Consider the following 22,536-nt stretch of genomic DNA (forward strand, 5'->3'; position numbering starts at 1 on the left):
AATGGACCTTGCTAGGCTGGCTCAGTACGCCCTTTCGACACAGGATCGGCCGCTCAGGCTTGTGCTTGACCGGCCAGGCGGGGACGCGGACTGGGGTAGCCAGCTTTTACCCCAGAAGGTTACAGGACAGGAAGCAATATGCGGCGGATTCGAGTTTCGGATCCTTTGCGTGGCCGAGAGCGCCAAGCTTGCCCTCAAGAAGTTCATCGGTGTGCCTGCCGAACTGCAAATCGTGACCGACCACGGCCAGCTGAGGCGATTTTGCGGCATTGTTACTGGCGTCCTGTCGGGACAGAGTGACGGCGGACTGGCCACGTATCAGCTGGTCATGCGTGATGCGCTGTCCGTGATGGAAAATCGCGTTAACACGCGAGTGTTCCGCGACATGAGTGAGCTGGACATTATCCAGGCTCTGATCGCGGAGTGGCGTGTCAACAATTCCGTGCTCGCCGCTTCGTTCGACCTCGAAATCGACGTCGGTTTGAACGGCAAGCTCGCGCGGCGCGAATTTACCATGCAGCACAACGAATCGGACGCCGCATTCGTTCGCCGCCTAATGCAAAGACGTGGCATTGCGTGGTTCTTTCGGCCTGGGCTCCCCAATCGTGCGGGTCCCATTGGGAGCCAGAAGAACGACGAGATCGGCCATACCTTAGTGCTCTTCGACGATTCACTCCGTCTTCGTGAGAATGAAGCTGGCAGCGTGCGATTTCACCGGGATGCAGCGACCGAAGAGCGCGACGCGATCACCTATTGGAGCGCCGAGCGCAACCTGCAACCCGGCAGTGTATGGCTGCACAGCTGGGACTACAAGAACCCTGGCGGGACCGCCTTCAACACGACGCAGGCCCAGTCCCGAGCGAACCAGGGAGAGCGTGGAAACCAACTTGCGGCAAGCCTGGAGGACTACTACGTTGCGGCGCCGCACTTGGGGGATACGGCGCTTGATTTGACTGAACTGGGAAACACGCAGATGGCGCACTACGAGTATGCGTCCAAATGCTTCCACGGCGAAGGCAGCGTGCGCGACCTGGCTGTAGGCGAGTGGATCAGCCTGGATGGGCATCCCGAGATCGACACACATGCGGAAAAGGAACGCCGGTTCGTCATCACCGAGCAGCGGATCGTCGCCCAAAACAACCTGCCGGTTGAGATTAGCGCGCGAGTGGAACGCCTGTTTAATCGGAACGGCTGGGCACAGGGGGAATACGCTGTATTCACGGACCACGACGGAACACCGATCCGCTACAAGACGCGGTTCTCCTGCGTGCGGCGCAGCGTGCGGATCGTCCCTCCGCGCCCAATCCTGCCACGACTTCAGATTCAGACAGCCATCGTGGTTGGTCCATCCAACGATGAGGTATGGTGCGACAAAATGGGGCGGGTCAAAGTGCGGTTTCCGGCAACAAGGCCGCAGGATCACGCGCATGCGGCCGGGGCCGGTGCCTCCGATTCGGACGGAGACTCGGCGTGGGTACGCGTGGGCTCGAACTGGGCGGGCAACGGACCGGGTAGCGGCGGCCAATGTGGTGTGCGACTGCTTCCGCCCGTCGGCACAGAAGTGCTGGTCGATTTTGCAGGCGGCGACCCGGACAAACCGATCATCGTCGGCCAGTTATACAACGTAATCGCGCTTCCACCAGCCTTTCGGCGGGAAGGGGCGCTGCCGGCAACCAGATATCAATCGGGCATCCGTAGCCGCGAGGTGCGCGGGCAGCGCGGCAACCAACTCCGGTTTGATGACACTCCGGGCCAGATCAGTGCACAACTGGCGAGTGATCATGCGACCACCGAGCTGAATATGGGTTACCTGACCGAGCTGCGCCAGGATGGCCGCGCCGCGCCGAGGGGCGAGGGAGCTGAATTGCGCACGGACGAGGCGATCGCGCTGCATGCCGCAAGGGGGATTTTTCTGAGCGCATGGAAACTGCTCGGCGCCGCGACCACCAAGGGTGGCCAGCTTGCACGAGATGATTTCCTCGGCTTGATGCGCGAATGCGGCGAGCTTTTCGCATCGCTCGGCAATTACGCTGCTTCGCACAATGGACTGCCGATCGACGCCAAGGAGCAGGACGAACTGCTGGCGCGCTTTAAGAAGTGGGAAGACGGCAGTAACACCGCGCCAAAGGCGGCCGAGCCACGGGAGCCCGTGATTGGCGTAACCTCGCCAGCCGGGATTGGCTTTGCCAGCTCCAAGGCCATCGTCAGCTACTCGGCCAAGAACATCGACACGGTCGCGCAGCAGCACTTGCAGCTGGCGGCCGGCCAGCGTGTCAACGTCAATGCCGGCAATGGGCTTTCGCTGTTCGCGCAGAGCGGAGGGATAAATGCCATCGCGCACGCCGGCAAGCTGCTCCTTCAAAGCCAGCACGGCGATGTCGAGATCAACGCGGACGAAAACGTGAAAGTCACCGCCACGAAAGGCACGGTCACCATCGCGGCCGAGAAGCTTCTGTTTGTGACTGCCGACGGCTCATTCTTCAAGTTGGGCGATGGGCCACCAGTCATCGGCAGCAAGGATCCGCTCAAGTTCCACGCGCCGGATTTCATCTGGGATGGTCCGGAGACGATGAGCACGCAGTTGCCATCATTTGGCAAGGACGGAACGGATCTCCAGTTCACTCCGCACTACTACCCGCACCTCGATGGCGGCGTACCCGCGACCGGGCTCAATTACAAGATCGAATCGGCTGCCGCTGCAAGCAGCGAGGGCAGTACAGATGCTGCCGGGAAGAGCAGTACCTTGCAGCACGACCAAATGCACTTTGCGAGCATAAATCTCGTTAGGAAGGATGGGCAGTCATGACCAAGGAAAAGAGCCCAGGGCTTTACAAAAAATTGCCGTTCAGCGTAGGCACCGGACAAGGAGTGACTTTGCCGGGGCAAGGGAACAAGAAGATTGTCGGGGTAAAGCACAACCTGCCAGGTTCAATCATTCTTGTTCATGGCGTGAACGACGTCGGCACCAGCTATGACGCGGTGGAATCGGGCTTGTGCGAGGGCCTGACGACGCGCCTGCGCGGCGACGTGAGGCCGGCCACGTACCGGATGCCGCAAACAGCCGATACCGAAAAACTGGAAGAAGATCCGGACGCGGTGTTCTACAAGCGGCAGATCACCGACAACACGCACAGCCCGGTGATCCCGTTCTATTGGGGCTTTCGGGAAGAAACGGGCAATGCAGGCGACTGGAGGAAGACGCCACACGGTCAGGCGGTCGACCGCTACGGCAACCGGTTGGACAGGGACTACGCGAAGGGCGGCGGCCCGTTTGGCAACGCGACCACCTCGCTCCCGGAAATGTGGAACCGCGGTAAGAGCGATGCCCATGGAGCTCTGGACTGGGTGCAGCGCGATGCAACCCGCCCCATCCGGAAAAACCCGGGCCGACTCTACATGATCCTGGCGGCGCGACGGCTCGCCGCCCTCATTTCAATGATCCGCGACTACGATGAAGACGAAACGGTCTCGATCGTCGCCCACAGCCAAGGTTGCATGCTCAGCCTGCTGGCCCAGGCTTTTCTGCTCGACCCGAAAATGCAGGAAATCCAGCCCGGCGCACGGCCAGCCGACACGCTGATCCTGTGTAACCCGCCGTACAGCCTGGTCGACGAGCTGCCGACACTGGCCGGTTGGGTTGACGGATATTCGGGCGAAGACGCACAGATGAAGAAGGACGACCGTTACCGATATATTCGCGGCGGCCAGACACTGCACGCGCGCTTGACCACGCTGGCGAACATTGTCAAGGGCGTAGTGGGGAACAAGCATGAGTCGCCGCCATTGGCGGAACTGACGGATGCACACAAACACTGCGGCACGGTCGGCCCCAAATGGGTGGCCAGCACGGACCGCGACAACCGAGGCAAGGTCTACCTGTACTTCTCGCCCGAGGACATGACGGTGGCGCTCTCCAGCGTGCAAGGGATCGGCTGGCAAGGCGTGCCTGACTACCAGCGGGGCCATCGCCTCGAAACCAAGCAAGTCAGCGCCGGCGCACCATTTAAGGATTTCGTGCCCCCGCACAGCAAAACTGCAGAAGTACCGAACCCGACCATACGCAAGCCACTTTCGGAGCTAGGCGCAGGCTTCTTTCAACGCGTGTTTACATTGAAGCGCCGCCCCGATCCTCAAAACGGCAGATTCGTCATGGTCGGGGAAGCGCCCCATGACTTTGCGCTCCGGGTGCCCGGCGAGGACGATCACGCCCATACGGCCGACAGCGACACGTTTGCGAGCAATCATGGGGTTCGCGCGCACCTGCCGGGGCCCGGTGACGCGCCCAGCGACGCGTCGCCCGAAGAACAGGCTCGCTTCATCCTGCGCCGCATCACCGGCGAAGCATTGCCCAAGCCGATTGTCGCCCGCATGGCCGAGGGCGCCTTCCCCGATGCGCAGCACCGGTACGGGGCCAGTGAACACGTCGACCAGATCGACGCCGCGATTGCGGTCACCAGCGATTACGGTATCGACAAACACTGGGAATGCATCGGAGATTCGGGCAGCGTCTGGATGGCGTTGCGTGACTATGAGCCGATTTCGAGCCCGCGCCCAGCCCTGTATGAGGGTAAGGTGGCAAAGGTCAACGACCAGCGGTTCGCGCTCGCGGAACGGCTCAATCGCGGCAAGGAAAACGCCGACAAGTGCGAGATCAAGAACGTGTACGTGTGCCTGGACGGCGGCTACAAGCCGCGCCCGGTCAACCCGCCCAAGCTGTTGATTGAGCGGACCGAGACGCCGAACGAGGCCAGGAAGCGCTGGCAGAAGACGGATGTGCCGCGCTCGTTCCACAGCGCCGTGTACGGCGGCCGCAAGAACCACAGCCATGTCACGGCCTACGACGTGGCGATCGGTGGAGGGCATGCGCCTACCCATCCCCTGTTCTATAAGTACCTATGTGCGGTCGCGGACTGGCGCCTGAAGCAACCGGGGCCGCGCGAGCAACCACGGCCGGGAATCCTCACCAGGGAAAAATTCTTGCAGCAATTTTCGGTCTACTGGGCGGACGAACGCCCCTGGCGCAAGGCGCTGATCGAAGGTAACTCAGGCTATTACTCCAAAGGGATTCTGCCGGACGGCCTTCCCCTGCCGCCCGAGCTTCCGACTGCGCTTGTCGTCGAACCGATGTCGAAACCTGTTGGAAACTCGGAGCGCGTGACCTCATGAGCTCGAACAGGAAAAAGAAGACTGCTGCAGCAAGCCGGGTGAGGGCTCGTCACCTATCCGTTCTCGCTCTGGTCTCTCTCTTCGCAATCTCGATCGACGGGATGGCGGCATCCAACCAAACGGAGGTGGCAATGAGCAAACCATGGTGGCTCTTGGCTGTAGTGTTGGGGATCGGGGCGGTGCTCGGCGGGCGTTGGGTACTGGCGGCACGCGAAGCCGAAGCACGGCAAGCGCAAGCCACGGCCGCGGCGCTGAAGGCACGCCAGCAGTTGGCGGCGGCGCGCACCGGACAAGGGCGACGCGAGTACGTGCTGGAAGTCATCAGTTTGGGCGTCACCTTTGACAAATTCCGGCAGGGAAAACTGTGGGACGTGCTGCAAACCGGCAATCCCTACACTTCGATTCGAGAGCAAGATCCCAAGAAATATCCCTGGTCGGACGATGACAAGCTCGGTACAAGCGGCGGCCGGGCCGGCGACACGCTGGAAAACGGCGCCGGGTATACGGTGACGGAATGGGGGACTCCGGTATTTAACGCGGCACCGCCGAATTCGAGTGATGACCGAGATAGTCCGTTGTCGCCTGACATGGGCATCGCCGGCTCGGCGGAAGCGTCAGGGATGTCCACTAGTCTCTTCGTGGCCGGCCCGCGACGCTTTGCCGAACGCCCGGACCGCATCCTCGAAGACGTTTTCGATTTCTTCGACGCCAACCCGGACATTCCGTACATCGTCTTGAACTCGGACGACGGCATGGGGCTCCGGGACCTTTCCCGACCGACTGGTTCACCGCCGCTCGTCAAGGACGGCTACTACATCCCGGAAATGCCTGACTCGTCCGCGCTGTTCCTGCTGGCACGGCGCGAACGTGTCGATCCGATCCGGCCGTTCGTCTATGACGACATCGACGATTACCGCGTCGGTATGGATGTGCTCAACCGCGATGGAGTCGCACGCCGGCTCTTTCTGGGCTACCTCGACTTGAAAAAATCGGTACCGCGACCGAAAGAACCCGCATGGCGAACGGAGCGCGCCGTGACGGCCTCCGAATGGCTGGACTACGCCGCCAAGTTCGGCGTGCGGCCGGACATCCGAGGCACCGGCCCGACCAGCTTTCTCGACCGAGAGCTGAACGCGAAGCATCTACCGCCGAGAGATTGGAAGCCGACGCCGTGGTTCCCTGTCCCCTGGAGCAAGACCCAACTGGAGCAGTTCGACAAACTGCCGACGCTCGGCTTTATCCATCGCCCCGTCTTCGTTAAAACGACAGACGAACACGGCAAGCCGCTGGCACGTCGCGACGCCCGCCAAAAAGCGCTCGTGGAAGGCTTGCAGGAAGCGCTGCGCACCTTGCCCGAGGCCGCGCGGGCCAAGGGGCCTGCGCGCGTGATCGCCGCCACGAACGACCAGACCGAACAGCTAATTGCGCTCGAAGGCATGCTGCGCCACTACGCTACACAGGGCGGCCCCGAGATCGACAGCGGCAAGCTCGACAAGTTCATCAATATTGACCGGCGCCTCGGCAATACCGGCGCGGCAACGTTGTTCATGGAGATGGCAATCGGCGTGATGGGCAGTTATCGCGCCGGTGGCCCCAGCTTGGCAGTCAACCTGCGCGATCCGCACGAGGCGAGCTTCATTTTCATCAGCCCGCCCTCCGAAGAAAAGCGAAAGGCCCAGCAACACGTGCGCGGCGGGGATGTCTTCCGCAGTATCAAATCGCCTGCAATCGACCCGGCTAACTATGCCGTACCGGTGGAAGCCAAGTAATGGATTAGCGCACTCCGTTTTCAATCGAACTTACCAAAGACGAGATATTCGCGTTATGAAAAACGTCATCCGGTTAGGCGACGCCACTTCACACGGCGGCAAGGTGATCAGTACCGGTGCCACCAATTTCAGGGTTCACGGGGTCCCCGTGGCATGCGTCGGCGATAGGTGCAGTTGCCCTATCCCTGGCCATACGGAGTGCACGATTACGACAGGGTCACATCACCACATCATCAACGGGAAGAGGATCGCCTTCGATGGCGACAGCCTTAGTTGCGGCGCAAAGCTGATCTCAAGCTTGAAGCACTTCAGTACGACGATGTAAGCAGTTTTGAATGTGGTAGGTTGTCGGCCGACGCGGGCCGGGCCGCCAATATCGGCCTTTTGCGCATCATTGTGGCCGTGTCAATTATTCTCTGCGAAAAAAATCTTGGTGCTTTACTGCTCGCTCACCCGCTCTTTCGGCGTTGGCGGGCTCTCGTCGTATGTGGTCGTTTTCTCTACTAAAAATATGCCTTTTTCATCCACGACTATTGTTGAGCAATCAGCGAAGTATTTTGTTTTGAACCCCGGGGAGTCGTCACTCTCCCGAGGAGCGTCGCCAGTGCTGTTGACCGTCGGCTTCATTTAGTCCCTTTGCTTCTTGATGAGTTTTAAATCCGGCTCAGCCCGGCCAGTGGTGGGGTGGTCGGCGGTGGTGGTTGAAAGGGTCCTTCTGCGCTAACCATCCCACTAACCTAATAACGCTAACTCTTGTGGCGAGTGGAAATCGGCTACGAGAAGCACGGCTGGCCGACTAAGAGCTATCGCTTCGGAACAATTGGGAATCACCCAAGAGGTACGTGGACAGGTCCTTTTACTATCCGCATTACGCTTGCTCGGGAAATTTCATACGCCTTGGCCAGTGCGCTGATTGATTCCCCGTTCTGGTGCCGTTTCACCATCGCGGCGCGCTGTTCAGCGGTGGTACTGCTGGGGCGGCCGAGGGTTTTGCCTTCCGCCTTGGCTCGGGCCAAGCCTGATTGAGTCCGCTCTACCAGCAAGTCGCGCTCCATTTCGGCCACGGCGGCGAGCATGGTCAACATCAGTTTGCCGGCGGCGCTGGTGAGATCGAGTTTCCCAAGCTGAAGAACCGTGACCTCGATGCGGCGGGCGGCCAGCATTCTGATAGTTGCACCAACGTCTTGGGCATCCCGGCCAAGGCGGTCGAGCTTCGTCACCACGAGCACCTCCCCGTCGCGGATCTGGCTCAACATCTTGGCGAACTGCGGACGCTGCATGGCTGAGACCTTGCCGGAAACACCTTCATCCACGTACCAGTAGTCGACCGTGAACCCGGCGGCCTCGATCTCCCGGCGCTGATTTTCCGTCGTCTGCTCTTTAGTACTGACCCGACCGTATCCAAACGTTGCCATTTTTCCTCTTTTTATGATCAAGAAATGTTCAATAACGACAATTCTACTTTTGAACATGTTCAAAAGTCAAAATGGTATTTTGTGAACACTCAGTCGAGTGGGGGTGGAGGCCTGTTCATAAACGGTCGTTTTCGGTCACTTAGTAACAACCATGTCAGTCAAAAGGCACTAGTCGATTCCGGGGATGCACGGGTCGTCGTGCCAGCAAGCCAGGAGCTGTCCCAAGGTTAGCGTTTGAGGTGGTGGGCCAAGCCGAACGACATTTGATTCGCCGGCTTACTGGCTCAAGGTCACTGGTTGTCGAAGACGTGCGCGCCAGACGGGCAGGCGGGGCATTTAGGCTTGCAGAGGCATTAGCAGGATATAAGGCTGCACTCCCAATGCCCGAGCAATTTTTTCCAGATTGTCAATCGAGATGTTGCGCGCTCTACGTTCGACGTGTGCGATAAAAGTCCGATGCAGCCCAGATTCAAACGCCAACATCTCTTGTGACCAGCGCTTCTCTGTCCGCAAGCGCACGACATTCTGTGCGAGCACACTCCTTGCGGAATCGGCCTGTTGTTCGGAGCGTTGCGTTGGAGCGGGGGACATCAGTGCAGTTTTGCAAGATGTCGCTTTTACGTCAGCCGCGTTTACGTCACAATTGCGATTTTTGCGGCGGGCTGCAGCAAAGCAGAGCCGCCACACGGACAGTGTTCATTTTTTTTAGGAGATGTGGTGTGAATAAGCAGTACCTTGTGGTGTGGGAAGATCAACCGGCGACCGAAGTTCCCCCGGCGGTTGTCTCGGCAGTCGACGCGAACCAAGCGACTGATAAGTACCTGAGGCTCGTCTATTCAAAGGATGAGGTGTTCCGCGAGTCGGTATTGGATCGGTCGATCAATATGTCATTTGCCGAACGGTTCTTCATTGTCACGGACGAGGAAAGGCAGAAGTTCGATAGGACGGGCGCAGTCGACTATGACTTAGACGTAGTCGAGGCGCGAGTGAGGGTATACTTCGGGGCACGTCCAGATATCGCCGAGAAGTATGTGCAATACATCCGAACGGGCAAGCAAGACCTAATCGACGATGAGGCCTTTGAAGTGATTGCATCGTCGGATCCCGAAGGAGTAGCCGCGTTAGCGCTTGATGAGCTGCAACACCTCTGAATGCCTAAGTCGAGGTCGGGTCGCCAGCATCCTGAATTTGGCTGTTCATGCTGTGCTTCGGCCCATTCAACTTCTTGTTCTTCGTCTCGGAGAGTCGAGATCCCGCCACGCTGGCGCGGCTCGACGCATTGCTCGGCAACCCGCTCGCGCTGGCCATGCTCAGCGTCGGGCTGTTGCTGGCGCGCTGGGTTTGGCGCGATCCACCGGTCGTGCGCTGCTGCATGCAGTCCTAATTTTTTCCGCATCGAATGCGGAACGTTTGCGGAAGCTTGGCGGAGCTAAAGGTTTGACAACAACTTCTCTTTCGGTTGACCAGCCAAGTGCGACAAAATGTGGCCATGCCGGTCGCGATCGCTGCTAGCGCCAATGGTACGGTCGGCACCGTTAGGGGGCTCGTTAACCTGCAGTACTCCGCTGGGCCGTCGTGCCAAAGTTCCGCATCGAATGCGGAATTCTTGCGGAATTCTTGCGGAATGATTGCGGAAACCTAGCGGAGCTAGAGAGAGAGGTAGAAGTAGAGAAGAGATAGAAAAACGTACTTCACCTAACCCTGACGGGTTAGGTGTCTGCACACCGCTGCAAAGCTCACGGCAAAATCATATCAAACAAGACATTCGTTCTCCGGGGGGACGCGTGGTGTCAGCCCAATTTATCGCTGCGTTACTGGCTGATAGTGTGCCGCTGAATTTGTAGCCGCCAGGCCGGCAGTGACGGTTTGCGCGAGAAGGAGGTTGCCATGGTCCTTGGTCAAGCAGATGCTGTAGTCCTCCTTACAGCGGCTGACTGAGATGCACGTCGAAGTGCTGGCACTCCGCCTACGGCAAGCGCAGCTACGGGAGTGGCCGCACGTTCAAGGCTTGGATCCGCACGATCGAGCTGAAGGTGCCCGAGCTGCATGGGGGCAGGCACCTTGCAGGCTATTTGAAACCGGGGCACTGCGGAGAACGCGACGGCCGCCGTCATCCAGGACCCCCACATCCAAAGAGCTTCGATGCGTGTGCTCTGCCGACGCGCGCTGGTTAAAGGCAGTGGGCATGAGCGGCGTGCCCAAGAGTCAGGTCTCGCGCCTGTGCAAGCAGATTGACGAGCGCGCGCAAACCATCCTGAATCGGCCGATCGAGAGCGAACCTGGCAGCGCTTCCGTGAGCACTTCGTGCCAAGCGCTGGCGCAGGCGCAGGCGTCGATTGTGCGGTGTTGCCGTGCAGTATCCGTGCCGCGACATCCGAACAATGTGTTGTAAAATAACAACAAAGGACTAAAAACTAAGTTCTTCCGAATGTGGCCTTAGAGTTCGCGTTATGTCGCTACATGTACACCTCCGTGTATGTGTCGAAGCGGCTATAGATCTACACGGATCATGAAAAACGACGTGAATTTTAAGGCAGTGCCTTCCCAAGTTGGTGTTTCCAAGATGAACAGTTTTGGTGTTGGCACCTACGTACCTCAGTATCAGTATGCACTGGGGGCAGGTGCCTTCAGCCCCTGCTCGGGCGAAGCCTTTCAGCAAGCTGTACAGAAGCTTCAGGAGGAAGCATCCGTCAGCGCACAGACTCAAAGCGGCCAGGCGCCCCTTCCGGATGGTCCTGCAGCTTGCAAAATTGACCATGCTCAGCAAGGAAAGCGGCGGCCGGGATCTGGCGAGCGACACCGCTTCTTACGAATGAGCGAAGTCTGCCGGAAGGTGGGTCTTGCCCGAAGCACTATCTACAAGCTGCTGTCCGTGGGCGCGTTCCCTACACAAATCGCAATCGGCCCCAGGGCTGTCGCGTTCTTGGAGCAGGAGATCGACAATTGGATGGCTGCCCGGGTGGAGGCTGCAGCATGAAGCACGTCTTAGAATTCTTGCCCGCTTTCATTAAGGACATCTCAAACGAACTTACACAGGACGAACGGGGCGTACGTGCTGCATTGTTGGCAACTGAGAGTCTATCCGGCGGTGATGCCCCGCGAGTAAACGGCCTGCATGTCTCTGTGGTCGCGAGCGAGGTGCAGTGATGGGGGCTACGTGGATCAAGATGCGCACGAACTTGTGGGATGACCCCAGAATATCGCGGATATGCGATCAAACGGGGACGTCCGAAGCGACGGTTATCGGCGGCCTCTACTGGCTATGGTCGGTGGCAGACGAACACACTGAGTCTGGCTTCATGCGTGGCCTCAGCCGTTCGGCAATCGATCGAAAGACGAAAATTCCCAACTTTTCCTCCGCGCTCTCGGCAGTAGGGTGGATCAGTGAGGAGCCCGACGGAATCATGATCACGCGCTTCGACGAACACAATGGAACGTCAGCGAAGCGGCGTTCGTGCGACGCGCGCCGCAAAGCCGCCAGTAACGTGAAGGTTCCGCCATTGGGGGCGGAACGTTTTCGGCACGAATCCGGAAGCCCGTCGGATCTGGAGTTCGAGGAACATGCCGAAGTCGAAGAGGTGGTCTCCGCTGCTCCCGACGGGGCATGTGCTGCGGAGATCCGTCCACCATGTCCGCATCAAAAGATCATTGACCTTTACCACCGGATCTTACCTATGTGTCCGAAGGTACGTGCTTGGACGCCCGCAAGGCAAGCGCATCTGCGAGCCCGTTGGAACGAGGACAGGGACCGACAAAACTTGGAGTATTGGGAAAATTTCTTCAATTATGTTAAGTCATGTTCTTTCCTCGTCGGGAAGCAGTCTGATCCGAAAAAGCGGCCGTTTTTCGCGGATTTGGAGTGGCTAACCAAGTTAGCGAATTTTACAAAGATCAGGGAGCAGAAGTATGAGTAATGCTCTCGCTGTTTTACCGCACAGCATTGAGGCGGAACAGTCTGTGTTGGGCGCTCTCCTCACCGACTCGCAAGGTGTGGACAACATGGTGCCTCTGAAGCCAGAGCATTTCTATCTGGCTGACCATGCCATAATTTTCGAAGAGATACTTCGCCAAATTGACAGTGGCCCGTCGTGCGACGTCATTTCCATGATGGCTGCCTTGGACGGGAGAATCAAAGACTGCGGGAGCTACTTGATCTCGCTGGTGAACTCGACACCGTCGGCAGCGAACATCCGACGCTATAGCGAGATTGTGCGCGAGAAGGCCATCAAACGCGCCTTAGTTTTCTTCGGTCGCCAAATCGCGGAATCTGCTGGCGCATCGCGAGAAACCGCAGATGCAATGCTCGATCAGGCGTCATCTGAAATTGAACGGCTCAGCAGTGGACAGACCAAGTTCGTGCCAGTCCATGCCGGAGCCGACATGAGTGACTACTTCCGTGAGCTAGATCGGCGCTTGGAGGGGCTCGGAACAAGGATACCCACTGGTTTCGTCGAGATCGATGCGAAATTGAATGGGGGCGTTGCCCCTGGCGAGCTCATTGTTGTAGCAGCGCGGCCCAAAATGGGGAAAACAGGCTTCGCTCTCAACGTCGCCTGCAACGTCGCACGGCATTCGAGCGTACTGTTTTTGTCGATGGAGATGCCAAGACAACAACTACACGATCGCAATGTCGCATATTTAGGCCGCATTCCTCTGCCACACCTACTTCAGCCGTCGCGTTTAGACCAGCAAGAGTGGGAAAGGGTTACTGAAACCATTCAAGCTTTAAATTCGATGCGACTCTACCTGGATGATCAAGGTGGCTTGCGCCTGTTCGACATCAAGATGAAAGCGAAAGCAATGAAGCGTCGTCATGGCCTCGACCTATTGATCATCGATTATTTGCAACTCATGGATGGTGAGGGCGACACACGTAACGCGCAGATTGAGGGTATAACTCGCGGACTAAAATCGCTTGCAAAGGAGCTTGAGATCGGAATTATTCTGCTTTCGCAGCTTAATCGCGATCTCGAAAAACGTCCGAACAGGAGGCCCCAACCCTCGGACCTGCGGGATTCAGGGGCGATTGAGCAAGACGCAGACGCCGTAATCTTCTTGTACCGGGATGAGGTTTATGACCCGAACAGTATCGACCAAGGTATCTGCGAAGTCGATATTGCACTGTGCCGCCAGGGAGCCCCGGGCCGTGTCGGATTACGATACGTCGGTGAACAGACGCGTTTCGAGTCATTGCCACGTCCTTGGCGCCCACAGGAGCAAGCACAGATCAAAAAGGGGCTCGCTGCTCGACTTTAAGCTGAGTTGACACACATCCAACTACCGAGCAATATGCACCGCCCGGCTTCCCTGGAGGTCGGTCGGTGTGTCAGGCCTGGATGGCCATCTGCTTGCCGCCATTGCGCCATGCAGTCCGATCTTGAGCATCAGTCGCGGGCCACGACGGTGCCTTCGCGGCGCATTTGTCGCCATATCTTTTTGTCCACGCCCTAGACCTGCAGGCCCCTCGTCAGGTTCATCCCCGCAGTAGATGCGCTGAAGCTCATCGATTTGAGCTTGGCTTCGCTGCCATTAGCGTGGAGAATAGAGGTCATTGTTGAGCTCCTTTGATGAATGGCCAGGTTGGCCTGAGCCCAGTTAAGCGCTGTTCTTTATATGCGCACAATTTAGTTTCAATAATGACAACGAAACCCAAGAAGCCCGCCGCCGTCCCGCCAACCCCGTTTCCAGCAGACCCCGATACGTTGCACCAAATTGGCAACTGGCTATGGATTCCGCTGCGCAAAGAATGGCGCGACGTAAGTGCACAGCCTGAAGAGGTCGTACGGCAGAAGTTCATCCGCGTATTAGTCGAGCACTATGGCTACGACCTTGCGCAGATGGACCAGGAACGTCGCACGCAACATGGCCACAGGAGCCCCCGGGTGGACATCGGCGTGTGGAAGTCGGCCGCTGATAAGAACGCAAAGCCGGGCAGGTCGCCTGTTCTAGTAGTCGAGTGCAAGTCGGACAGCATCGAGATTCAAGAAAAGGACTACTACCAAGGCGAGTCTTACACTCGTGCATCGGGTTGCGAGTTCTTCGTCGCCACCAACAACCGCCACACCTCAGTATTCCGGGTGTTGCATGGCCTGCCGGGAGAGTTCGTCGCTATTAATGAGATACCCAAGGCTACCGATTGGGGCGATGCCAAGCGACTGAAGGAAATCAAGGAGTCTTTACGCACTTTCAACCGAAAGGAGTTCCAAGACCTCCTGTTTGTGTGTCACGGCATCTTACGCGACGTGCACAAGATGGACCCTGGGCGAGCCTTCGATACCATCTCGAAGATTCTCTTTATCAAAATGTATGTCGAGCGTTCTGGGTTACATGGGACGTTCACGACAGATTATCTGGACAAGCGCGCAGCATCGCGTATGCCCAATGACCCGCAAGTTCACGACGGTCTGTTCGAACTGACAAAGGACTTCTACAAGGCTGACGAGCTGTTCACCGCCAACGACAGACTTGACATCTCAGAAAGCACCTTCCGCCGCATCGTCAAAGAGTTGGAGCGTTTCGACCTTGCGAAGACTGGCGACGACATCAAGGGATTAGCTTTCGAGCGCTTCCTTGGCACCACATTTCGGGGTGAGCTCGGCCAGTACTTCACGCCGCGTCCCGTGGTCGAGTTCATGGTTGACCTCCTGAACCCGGTGGAAGGCGAACTTGTTTGCGACCCAGCATCCGGATCGGGAGGCTTCCTTATCCGCGCCTTCGAGCATGTCCGCGCGCTGATCATGCAAGACGTTCAAGCGAAGAAGGACGCGGAGCGTGACCGCATAGAAGGCCTCGACCTGCCTGAGGAAGAGAAAGAGCTGCAGATTGAGAAGGCTTTCGCCAAGCTCAATGTAGAACTGCTGCCCAGCGGGCCGGACAACAAACCAATCGATACCCGTGTGGGTCGGCTGGCTTGGAAGTGCATTTATGGCACGGACGCAGAACCTCGCGCGGCGCGTACGGCCAAAATGAATATGGTTATGCACGGCGACGGGCACGGCGGCATCCACTACCACGACGGCCTAGTGGACATCAATGGCATCTTCGATGGCCGATTCGACGTGGTACTCACAAACCCTCCCTTTGGTTCTAATGTTGGCAAAGACCAAAAGCTGGGAGGCAGCGAAGAGACGCGTATCCCGACCGACCCTGTCTACATTGCCGCTTGCAAAGAGCGCTACGGCGAGGCATGGGAAAAGAATCACAATCGTCTGTTGCAACTGGAAATCGAAGACACGCCCATCCTCGACCTATTCGACATAGGCTTCGGTAAAGCGAACCGTCCTACCGAGCTGATATTCGTTGAACGCTGCCTGAATCTGCTTAGGCCGGGTGGACGCATGGGCATTGTGTTGCCAGATGGTAACCTGAACAACCCTTCGCTGGCTTGGTTGCGCCGTTATGCAGAGGGCCGGGCGAAACTATTGGCCGTGGTCAGCCTGCCTGAAGAAGCCTTCCGCTCTAGTGATGCGACGGTCAAGACCTCGCTAGTGTTCATGACTAAGTTCACTGAGGCGGAAACGGCGGCTTGGGAATCCGCATGGGAGCAAGCTGAGGAGGAGCTTAACCCGACATTCGACACGCAGCGCGACACGCTCCATGCTACTTACGCGACTCGTATCACAACCTGTGACGACAAGCCTGCCGAGGAGATACTAGACAAACTGACCAGCTTGGGTATTACCCGAGTGCTGCCTGCCTGGACACGGGGCGAGGCTCCTGCCTACCCTCGTAGCATAGGATCTACCTTGCAGGCCAAGCCACTCTGGGAGGGAACAGTCGCTGCCGAACACAAGGACACCGCCGCGCAACTCAAGCGTGACGCTCAAGCTGCTTTGGCCGTTGCCGCTAAGGCCGGTGACACACTGCTGTCCCAGCTAAAGGCCAAGTATCGAGAGGTCGATTCCGCCCACACTGCGGCGCTGTGGGCCCGCGTGCGTGAGCTATTCGACTATCCAGTGTTCGTTGCGGCCCCGAAGTCAGTCGGCATTAAGTCCACCGGCGAGACCGGCGATGGGGTGACAAACGACCTACCGCAAGTCTTAATGCAGTTCCGAGCCTTCCAAGCATGGATCACGCAAGGGGCTGATGAAGGAGCCCAGCCAAATTTTCCGGAGCCCTCCGCTGCGTAATCCGGCGGTGGAGGGACATCGAACGTTGGATTGAGGACGGTGAAGGCTCCCACAAGAGCACTTTTGACGAACACCCACTAAGCGACTTCATCAGCCGTAAGATTGCTCCGGTTGACCGAGGAGCCAAACCACTGGATGAGTTAAATGTTATCTCTAAGATAACGTTTGGCGGTGTTTTGCACGTCCGCTCAGCGGAAGAGAAGATGGGCTACAAAGGCCCACTGTTCTACGCGCATCCCGGCGACCTAGTCATTTCGAAAATCCGGGTCGCTCAAGGGTCGCTATGCGTCGTGCCTGACGATCTCGACCACTTAGCTGTCAGTGCAGAATATCCGGTGTACACCGTCGATCCAGCCAAGGTTTCAGCTGAATTTATCCGGATGGTCATTCGGACTTCGGCCTTTAAGCATCGCGTTGGACGACTACGGTCAGGCAATACGACAAAGGCTCGTGTTCGACCAGTCGAATTCGAGGCACTTACCATCCCGTTGCCGGACTTGGCCGAGCAAAAGGTCCTACTCGACGCATACCATACCGCTCTGGGCGACGCGGAGAAACTGGAGGCCGAAGCCGTGCAGATCGCGCAAGCGAGCCAGCGCGTCTTCGAGGACGCGCTTGGAGTCGCGTCGCCACCGCCACTGCCGAACCGCCCAGCCTTTATCGCCCGGTTCAAGGACGTTGAGCGATGGAGTCATGAAGGGGTATTGAGAGCAATGACGCAGTCGGAGCAGCCGATTGCAAAATGGCCGCTTATGGCACTAGGGGATTTCGCCGACCTGGAAAACGGATGGAGCCCGAAATGTCTCGACCATCCGGCTTCGCCGAGCCACTGGGGAGTGTTAAAGGTTGGCGCAGTATCTTTCGGCCAGTACGACGAAACGGAGAATAAAGAGCTCCCGGCCAAATTGAAGCCGCTGCCTCATTTCGAGGTCAAGTCAGGGGATGTAATCATCAGTCGTGCCAACGTGACGAGGTATGTCGGTGCATGTGCATATGTCGAGAAAACACGTCCCCAGCTGATGCTGTGCGATAAGCTCTTTCGGGTGATATTCAAGGACGATGGCAAATTGGACGGCAGATTCCTCGCCGCGGTCATGAAGCTGCCCACTGTGCGGGAACAAATTGAAACGCAGCTGACCGGTACCTCGCCCACCATGAAGAACATATCCAAGCCAGCCTTACTTGGCCTACGATTCCCGGTTCCAGAAGATATTGACACACAGCGAGCCCTCATTAAAAAGCTCAACGAAGGCGCACAAGCAGCTAAGGCGAAGAATCTAGAAGCGGTTGAGTTGCGCCGCGTAGCTTGGGCCAAGTTTGAGGCGGCCCTCTTCGTAGCAGCAGCCTGAGTCCGCATCTAGGACGTGCTTACGGTTTGGCGTACTCAGGAAGGCCTGGGCGAGCTCGTCGATCTGCTCGCACAGGCGCTAGACGCCTCCAACAACCGCCGTAGCCCTTCCTGGGAGCTGCACTGCTAGGAGCCCAAGATCCGGCTGCGAGCGGTTGGGGAAAAGGGCGCCAGCTACCCGAAGGCCTAAGCATTAGCCCAAATGCGGTTAGGCAAGATGGCGCTGGGTCCTAGTTGGATTGGCGGTCGGCTTGTTAGCGCTGCCAGGTACTGCCCCAACTGACGCCATGCGTCCCTTTTCTCATCAGCATAGTCATGATGGAGATAATGTCTGCGAACTTTGCTTCCGGGAAGCACGTGGTTCTGGCAGCGGTCGATGATCTCCAGAGGGATCCCCAACTTTTGCATGATCGTCGCGCCGGTCCTACGCAGGTCATGCGGTGTCCACGCACCGTTTTTCCCGCCGGCCAATACTAAAGAGTTATCGCTTCGGCGGTTCTTCAGAGGCGAACTTTGATCGTTGGCCTTCCTCCTATAGATCGCCTGTCGATCAGCAATTTGCTTGCTGATAGCCTTTGTGTTGAGGTGGGTGACCTTATCCCGCGACGGAAAGCACCATTCGGTGTGCCCTGATATCTTGTGGAGTTGCCGGAACAGCTCTAGCGAAAATTCGGACAGGTAGACTCTGTGATCAGCGAGGTTTCCCTTCACATTCTGTCGCGGAATGAACCACTCCCCAAGTGCCCAATCGACATGTTCCCACCTCGCCATTGATAGTTCTCCAACACGGCACATGGTGGACAGCATGATGCCGACGGCTAGTTCGCTGTGTCGCTCGATCGGTTGCACTGCTACACGCTTGTTGGGGGATGCTTCGTAGCAGGCGCGTGACTCGTGGAAGATGGAGTACAGCTCGCGGATTTCGTCGGTCTGGAGCACGCGGTTGCGCTGGTTTTGCAGGTCGTACTCAGGGCTGACAATCTTCTCGATCTCGATGAGGCACATCGGATCGCCCTCCACCAAAAGCTTGCGCCAAGGCTGGCGCTTGCCTGCCCAGGCAAACATTTGAGTCAAGTTGTTCTTCGCCATCACGGCTGTCCGGTTCACTCCACGTTCAACCATGGAGCGCAGGATCGTGCGTACGTCGTGCTCGGTGACATTCCTTACTGGGATCTGCCCAATCGCGGGCAAGATGTCGAGGTTAAACGTCCTGCGAAGTTCTGCATTGCCATCCTTGCGCCGCACACCATCCTTAAGCCACGCCTCGAACAAGTCGCTAACATTCAGCAGCTCAGCTTGCGCCAAGGATTTCGCTCGTTCCGCCTCAGCGATTTCCATCACCGCTTGTGTGGCAATCCGATCTAACTCTGCCTGAATATGTTCCTTGGGATCTAGGCCTCGCTTCCTCCAGTCAGTGGCCTCGGTTGCCATCCTGCGGGCGATCTCAAGGGTCAGACGCGCCCCGGCTGGGAGACGGTACAGTATGAGGTCGAAGTCCGACAAGCTCGCCTGATGCTCTCCGAATCTGAGGTAGACCGATTTCGTACCGACCTTGTAGGTGTACATCCAGGTTTTTGAGATCGTTCCCGAGGTCCCGCGCCTGAAGCGCAGGTATAGCCCATTGCCATCTGCCAGTGTCTCGTCATCGCGAGTCAGCTTGTGTTTCTCAATCTTAGTTGCTGTGAGTCGTTGTGCTGCCATCGTTGCCGCGTCGCCCTATAGAGTCGGTTTCTCGGTAAGAAAATGGTGAGAAAAAAACCTCGGCTTTTAGTGTATAGGAATATACGTTAGCGGACAATAAATGGTATCTAAGTCTTTGAATTTTAGTGAGAAAATCTGACGACGTGGACAATTTTGGACGTCTGTGGACAATGTAAGAATATAGATGGGGTGCAGGTGGTCGGAGGTTCGAATCCTCTCGCCCCGACCAATCGAATCAAGGGGTTAGCGAGAGCTAGCCCTTTTTCGTTTCTGGCCTCTGCGCTCAATGGGTACACCCATGGGTACACCCGCAGTGGACTTGCCCGGTTCCCACCAGCACGCCTAAGACTCAAATTCTTCGAGTCGAATTATTTTTGGCCTACTAATCTGGACACCTCTTAAGTCAACAAGGAGTGTATCCAAAGTATGGCCACCATTTTGCGCATCAAAGCTGTCAAAGAGCTGACTGGCCTTGGCCGCAGCAGCATCTACGACAAGATCAAACGCAACGAATTCCCGCCGCCGATCTCCCTCGGCCCCCGCGCTGTTGGCTGGCTCGTCAGCGACTTGGATTCCTGGATCAAGGCTCAGGCTGCCTCGTCGCCTCGCCACGTCGCATGGCATGCAGATCAGTCGGGCGACTTTGAAACCAAGGGCTCGAAAACCGGCCGCAAGGGCCCGGCATGCAGGTGATACCGGGCTCTGTTCATATCCCTAACGCTTCGCAAGTGTTGGCACATCTGACTTCGAAACAAATTGACCTCGGAAGTATCTGGGGGCAGGGGATGTCGAAGAAGTCGGATGCATCCGACGTGCTGGGCAATAGCCCATCGCACGGTGTGATTGCGCGTGAACAGGCCCCAAGGTACCAGTTCCTTGCCCCCCAATTTGATAACCTGCCGGAGGAACTTAAGAAGCAGCCTCGCTGGGTTGTATGGCGTGCCGAAGGTGGGGCTGGTTTGAAGCCAACTAAGGTGCCCTACGATCCGACTCTGTCGACCTACCGCCGCGCAAGTTCGATCGACCCGCAGACCTGGGGCACGTACGAGCAGGCCGTTGCAGCGTACATGGAAGGGGGCTACACGGGCGTTGCCATTGTCCTGGACGGCGACGGCATCGTCGGCATCGATATCGATCACTGCATGATCGATGACGAACCGTCCCTGCCCGCGATGAGCCTTATGCATAAGCTCGGCGTTGAATACATCGAAGTCTCGCCGTCAGGGACCGGCCTCCGCGGATTCGGCTACGCGGAACAATTGCAGAAAGGAGTAAGCGGAAATCTCGACGGGCTGAAGGTTGAGCTGTATTCCAATAAGCGCTACCTCACCATTACTGGCCGTGTGCTGAAATCCGGTCCGTTCGCTCGCCTTAACGGATTCACCGACCTGGCGAATACGATCAACGCCAACAAAGTCAGCAAGCCGGCAGGCGTGACGGCGACCGGAACGCAGGAGGAACGCCTCGCCGACTGGATGGGGCAGGTGTTCAGTGGCGATTTCTACCACGACAGCCTGCGTAACTTGGCCGGCTCGTTTATTGCGTCCGGCATGCAACCTGGTGCGGTCGTGTCATCCCTGCGTGGCCTCATGCATTCTTCTCGGGGACGGCACGATGATCGCTGGAAAGCGCGCATGAGTGAGATCCCGAAACTGGTGGACAGCGCCGTGAAGAAGTTCTCGCCGGAGGTAGTGGACCACAGCCGGCTGCTGCGACCCACGGCAAATGCCGCTAATGACAGCGAACCGACAACTCGCTTCAAGGTTCTGACTGCGGAACAGATGGCGCAAGCTGAATTCATCAAGTGGACTATTCGCGGCCTGCTGCCTCAGATCGGACTCGCGGCGCTGTTCGGCCCTAGCGGCTCTGGCAAGTCGTTCCTGACGCTGGACCTGAGCGTATCGATAGCGTCCGGCGTGCCCGAGTGGTATGGCATGCGAGTCACGCAATGCCCCGTCACCTACTGCGTGTTGGAGGGCGAAGGCGGTATGGGCAAGCGTGTTGTCGCCTGGGAGAAGTACAGGGGGCAGAAGATGCCGGACACGTTGCGATTCATTGCGCAGCAGTTTGACCTCACTGTGGCCACCGACGTCGAAGAACTAGCAATCGCAATCCGCAGCGCGGGCGGTGCGAATGGCCTGATCGTGCTCGACACCTTGAACCGCGCGACCCCAGGCTCCGACGAAAACTCATCGAAGGACATGGGCGTAATCATCGCAAATACCAAAGCGCTGCAGCAGTTGACGGGCGGAATGGTGCTGCTGGTGCATCACACCGGCAAGGACGAAAGCAAGGGCATGCGCGGCCACTCCAGCCTGTTCGCAGCGATGGATTGCGTTATCGGTGTTGTCACCGGAAAGGGTCTGAGCTGGACGGTCGCCAAGTCCAAAGATGATGTCACTGGGACGCTGCACGGCTTCCGGCTCGAACAAGTCGTGGTAGGCGAAGATGAGGACGGCAGCGATATCACGTCGTGCGTGGCGGTCTCCACCGCCCCAGCATTTGCCCAGTGTGGTTCCAAAAAACTGGGGCAAAACCAGCAAATTGCCCGTGACGTGTTGTGTGACCTGTTCAACTGCAATCCGGACGGTCTGCTGATCACCTACGGTGCCGCATACGATGCGGTAGCCGATGCAATGGATGTCGAGCCGAAGCGCAAGCGTGAACGTGCCAAGAAAACCATTGCGACGCTCGCACGGTACGGCATGATCGAGATGACCGACACGCATATCAAGCGCCTGCCGGCGCTCGGAGACTAATCCGAAGACGGACTGCATCAGCACCTATCGAACCACCGAACCACCGAACCACTGACCTACTGATCGCATCTAGCCAGCCCTTCCCGTTTTCCCCTCCCCCTATAGGGGGAGTGGGAAAGGGCGGGAACAGTATGGGCCACCCGAAAAATCCCGATTGGGACAAAACGGGAAAGAGCGGGAAACTGCAGTAGTTGGCCAAAGGCGAACGCAAAGTCGAATCACCTGCGGCAATAAATTCAATAAAGCTAA

At 57.7% G+C, this 22,536-nt stretch carries 18 protein-coding genes; 14 read left to right on the plus strand and 4 right to left on the minus strand.

The window, feature by feature from the left end:
• The first annotated feature begins 1 nt into the window (after position 1).
• From E4O92_RS06195 to E4O92_RS06210, 4 genes are all read left to right on the plus strand, one after another.
• Positions 2 to 2,806: a type VI secretion system Vgr family protein gene (locus E4O92_RS06195; RefSeq protein WP_135188954.1), complete on the plus strand. Its 2,805-nt coding sequence runs from the start codon at positions 2 to 4 to the stop codon at positions 2,804 to 2,806.
• The gene (locus tag E4O92_RS06200) at positions 2,803 to 5,166 is read left to right on the plus strand and encodes a T6SS effector phospholipase Tle3 domain-containing protein (RefSeq protein WP_135188882.1); all 2,364 of its coding nucleotides are present in this window, start codon (positions 2,803 to 2,805) and stop codon (positions 5,164 to 5,166) included. The genes E4O92_RS06195 and E4O92_RS06200 overlap by 4 nt, the downstream gene beginning before the upstream one ends.
• A gap of 131 nt (positions 5,167 to 5,297) precedes the next feature.
• Positions 5,298 to 6,935 carry a type VI lipase adapter Tla3 domain-containing protein gene (locus E4O92_RS06205; RefSeq protein WP_167759708.1) on the plus strand — a complete coding sequence of 546 codons (1,638 nt, stop codon included), beginning with the start codon at positions 5,298 to 5,300 and terminating at the stop codon, positions 6,933 to 6,935.
• A gap of 55 nt (positions 6,936 to 6,990) precedes the next feature.
• Positions 6,991 to 7,260, plus strand: coding sequence for a PAAR domain-containing protein (locus E4O92_RS06210; RefSeq protein WP_135188884.1), 270 nt, complete (start codon positions 6,991 to 6,993; stop codon positions 7,258 to 7,260).
• Positions 7,261 to 7,373: 113 nt separating this feature from the next.
• Here the strand turns inward: E4O92_RS06210 and E4O92_RS24735 are convergent, their stop codons facing one another.
• The 3 genes from E4O92_RS24735 to E4O92_RS06220 form a co-directional block, all read right to left on the minus strand.
• The gene (locus tag E4O92_RS24735) at positions 7,374 to 7,562 is read right to left on the minus strand and encodes a hypothetical protein (protein WP_167759709.1); all 189 of its coding nucleotides are present in this window, start codon (positions 7,560 to 7,562) and stop codon (positions 7,374 to 7,376) included.
• Positions 7,563 to 7,762: 200 nt separating this feature from the next.
• Positions 7,763 to 8,350: a recombinase family protein gene (locus E4O92_RS06215; protein WP_135188885.1), complete on the minus strand. Its 588-nt coding sequence runs from the start codon at positions 8,348 to 8,350 to the stop codon at positions 7,763 to 7,765.
• Between the two features lie 336 nt (positions 8,351 to 8,686).
• Positions 8,687 to 8,941 carry a helix-turn-helix domain-containing protein gene (locus E4O92_RS06220; RefSeq protein ID WP_135188886.1) on the minus strand — a complete coding sequence of 85 codons (255 nt, stop codon included), beginning with the start codon at positions 8,939 to 8,941 and terminating at the stop codon, positions 8,687 to 8,689.
• A gap of 128 nt (positions 8,942 to 9,069) precedes the next feature.
• Here E4O92_RS06220 and E4O92_RS06225 point away from each other — a divergent pair, with 128 nt between their 5' ends.
• The 8 genes from E4O92_RS06225 (at position 9,070) to E4O92_RS06255 (ending at position 17,828) form a co-directional block, all read left to right on the plus strand.
• Positions 9,070 to 9,501, plus strand: a complete 432-nt coding sequence (locus E4O92_RS06225) for a hypothetical protein (RefSeq protein ID WP_135188887.1) — start codon at positions 9,070 to 9,072, stop codon at positions 9,499 to 9,501.
• Between the two features lie 47 nt (positions 9,502 to 9,548).
• Positions 9,549 to 9,734 carry a hypothetical protein gene (locus E4O92_RS06230; RefSeq protein WP_135188888.1) on the plus strand — a complete coding sequence of 62 codons (186 nt, stop codon included), beginning with the start codon at positions 9,549 to 9,551 and terminating at the stop codon, positions 9,732 to 9,734.
• A gap of 801 nt (positions 9,735 to 10,535) precedes the next feature.
• Complete coding sequence (locus E4O92_RS24740) at positions 10,536 to 10,742, plus strand: hypothetical protein (RefSeq protein ID WP_167759710.1); 207 nt, start codon at positions 10,536 to 10,538, stop codon at positions 10,740 to 10,742.
• A gap of 117 nt (positions 10,743 to 10,859) precedes the next feature.
• Positions 10,860 to 11,327, plus strand: coding sequence for a helix-turn-helix transcriptional regulator (locus E4O92_RS24990; protein ID WP_206076824.1), 468 nt, complete (start codon positions 10,860 to 10,862; stop codon positions 11,325 to 11,327).
• 190 nt (positions 11,328 to 11,517) lie between these two features.
• Positions 11,518 to 12,264: a hypothetical protein gene (locus E4O92_RS06240; RefSeq protein WP_167759711.1), complete on the plus strand. Its 747-nt coding sequence runs from the start codon at positions 11,518 to 11,520 to the stop codon at positions 12,262 to 12,264.
• On the plus strand, positions 12,257 to 13,606 hold the full coding sequence (dnaB, locus tag E4O92_RS06245; protein ID WP_135188890.1) for a replicative DNA helicase: 1,350 nt from the start codon (positions 12,257 to 12,259) through the stop codon (positions 13,604 to 13,606). The genes E4O92_RS06240 and dnaB overlap by 8 nt, the downstream gene beginning before the upstream one ends.
• 311 nt (positions 13,607 to 13,917) lie before the next feature.
• A complete protein-coding gene (locus E4O92_RS06250) occupies positions 13,918 to 16,479 on the plus strand; it encodes an N-6 DNA methylase (protein ID WP_206076825.1) in 2,562 nt (853 codons plus the stop codon).
• 203 nt (positions 16,480 to 16,682) lie between these two features.
• Positions 16,683 to 17,828, plus strand: coding sequence for a restriction endonuclease subunit S (locus tag E4O92_RS06255; protein WP_135188891.1), 1,146 nt, complete (start codon positions 16,683 to 16,685; stop codon positions 17,826 to 17,828).
• 185 nt (positions 17,829 to 18,013) lie between these two features.
• On the opposite strand, the gene E4O92_RS06260 is transcribed toward E4O92_RS06255, so the two are convergent.
• Complete coding sequence (locus tag E4O92_RS06260; protein ID WP_135188892.1) at positions 18,014 to 19,528, minus strand: tyrosine-type recombinase/integrase; 1,515 nt, start codon at positions 19,526 to 19,528, stop codon at positions 18,014 to 18,016.
• A 426-nt stretch (positions 19,529 to 19,954) separates the two neighbouring features.
• On the opposite strand from E4O92_RS06260, the gene E4O92_RS06265 reads away from it, so the two are divergent.
• Together E4O92_RS06265 and E4O92_RS06270 are read left to right on the plus strand one after the other, a co-directional pair.
• Positions 19,955 to 20,221: a helix-turn-helix transcriptional regulator gene (locus E4O92_RS06265; protein ID WP_135188893.1), complete on the plus strand. Its 267-nt coding sequence runs from the start codon at positions 19,955 to 19,957 to the stop codon at positions 20,219 to 20,221.
• A 92-nt stretch (positions 20,222 to 20,313) separates the two neighbouring features.
• On the plus strand, positions 20,314 to 22,287 hold the full coding sequence (locus tag E4O92_RS06270; protein WP_167759712.1) for an AAA family ATPase: 1,974 nt from the start codon (positions 20,314 to 20,316) through the stop codon (positions 22,285 to 22,287).
• The last annotated feature ends 249 nt before the right edge of the window (positions 22,288 to 22,536 follow it).

This window comes from Massilia horti, assembly GCF_004614195.1.
In the GTDB taxonomy this organism is placed as follows: domain Bacteria; phylum Pseudomonadota; class Gammaproteobacteria; order Burkholderiales; family Burkholderiaceae_D; genus Telluria; species Telluria horti.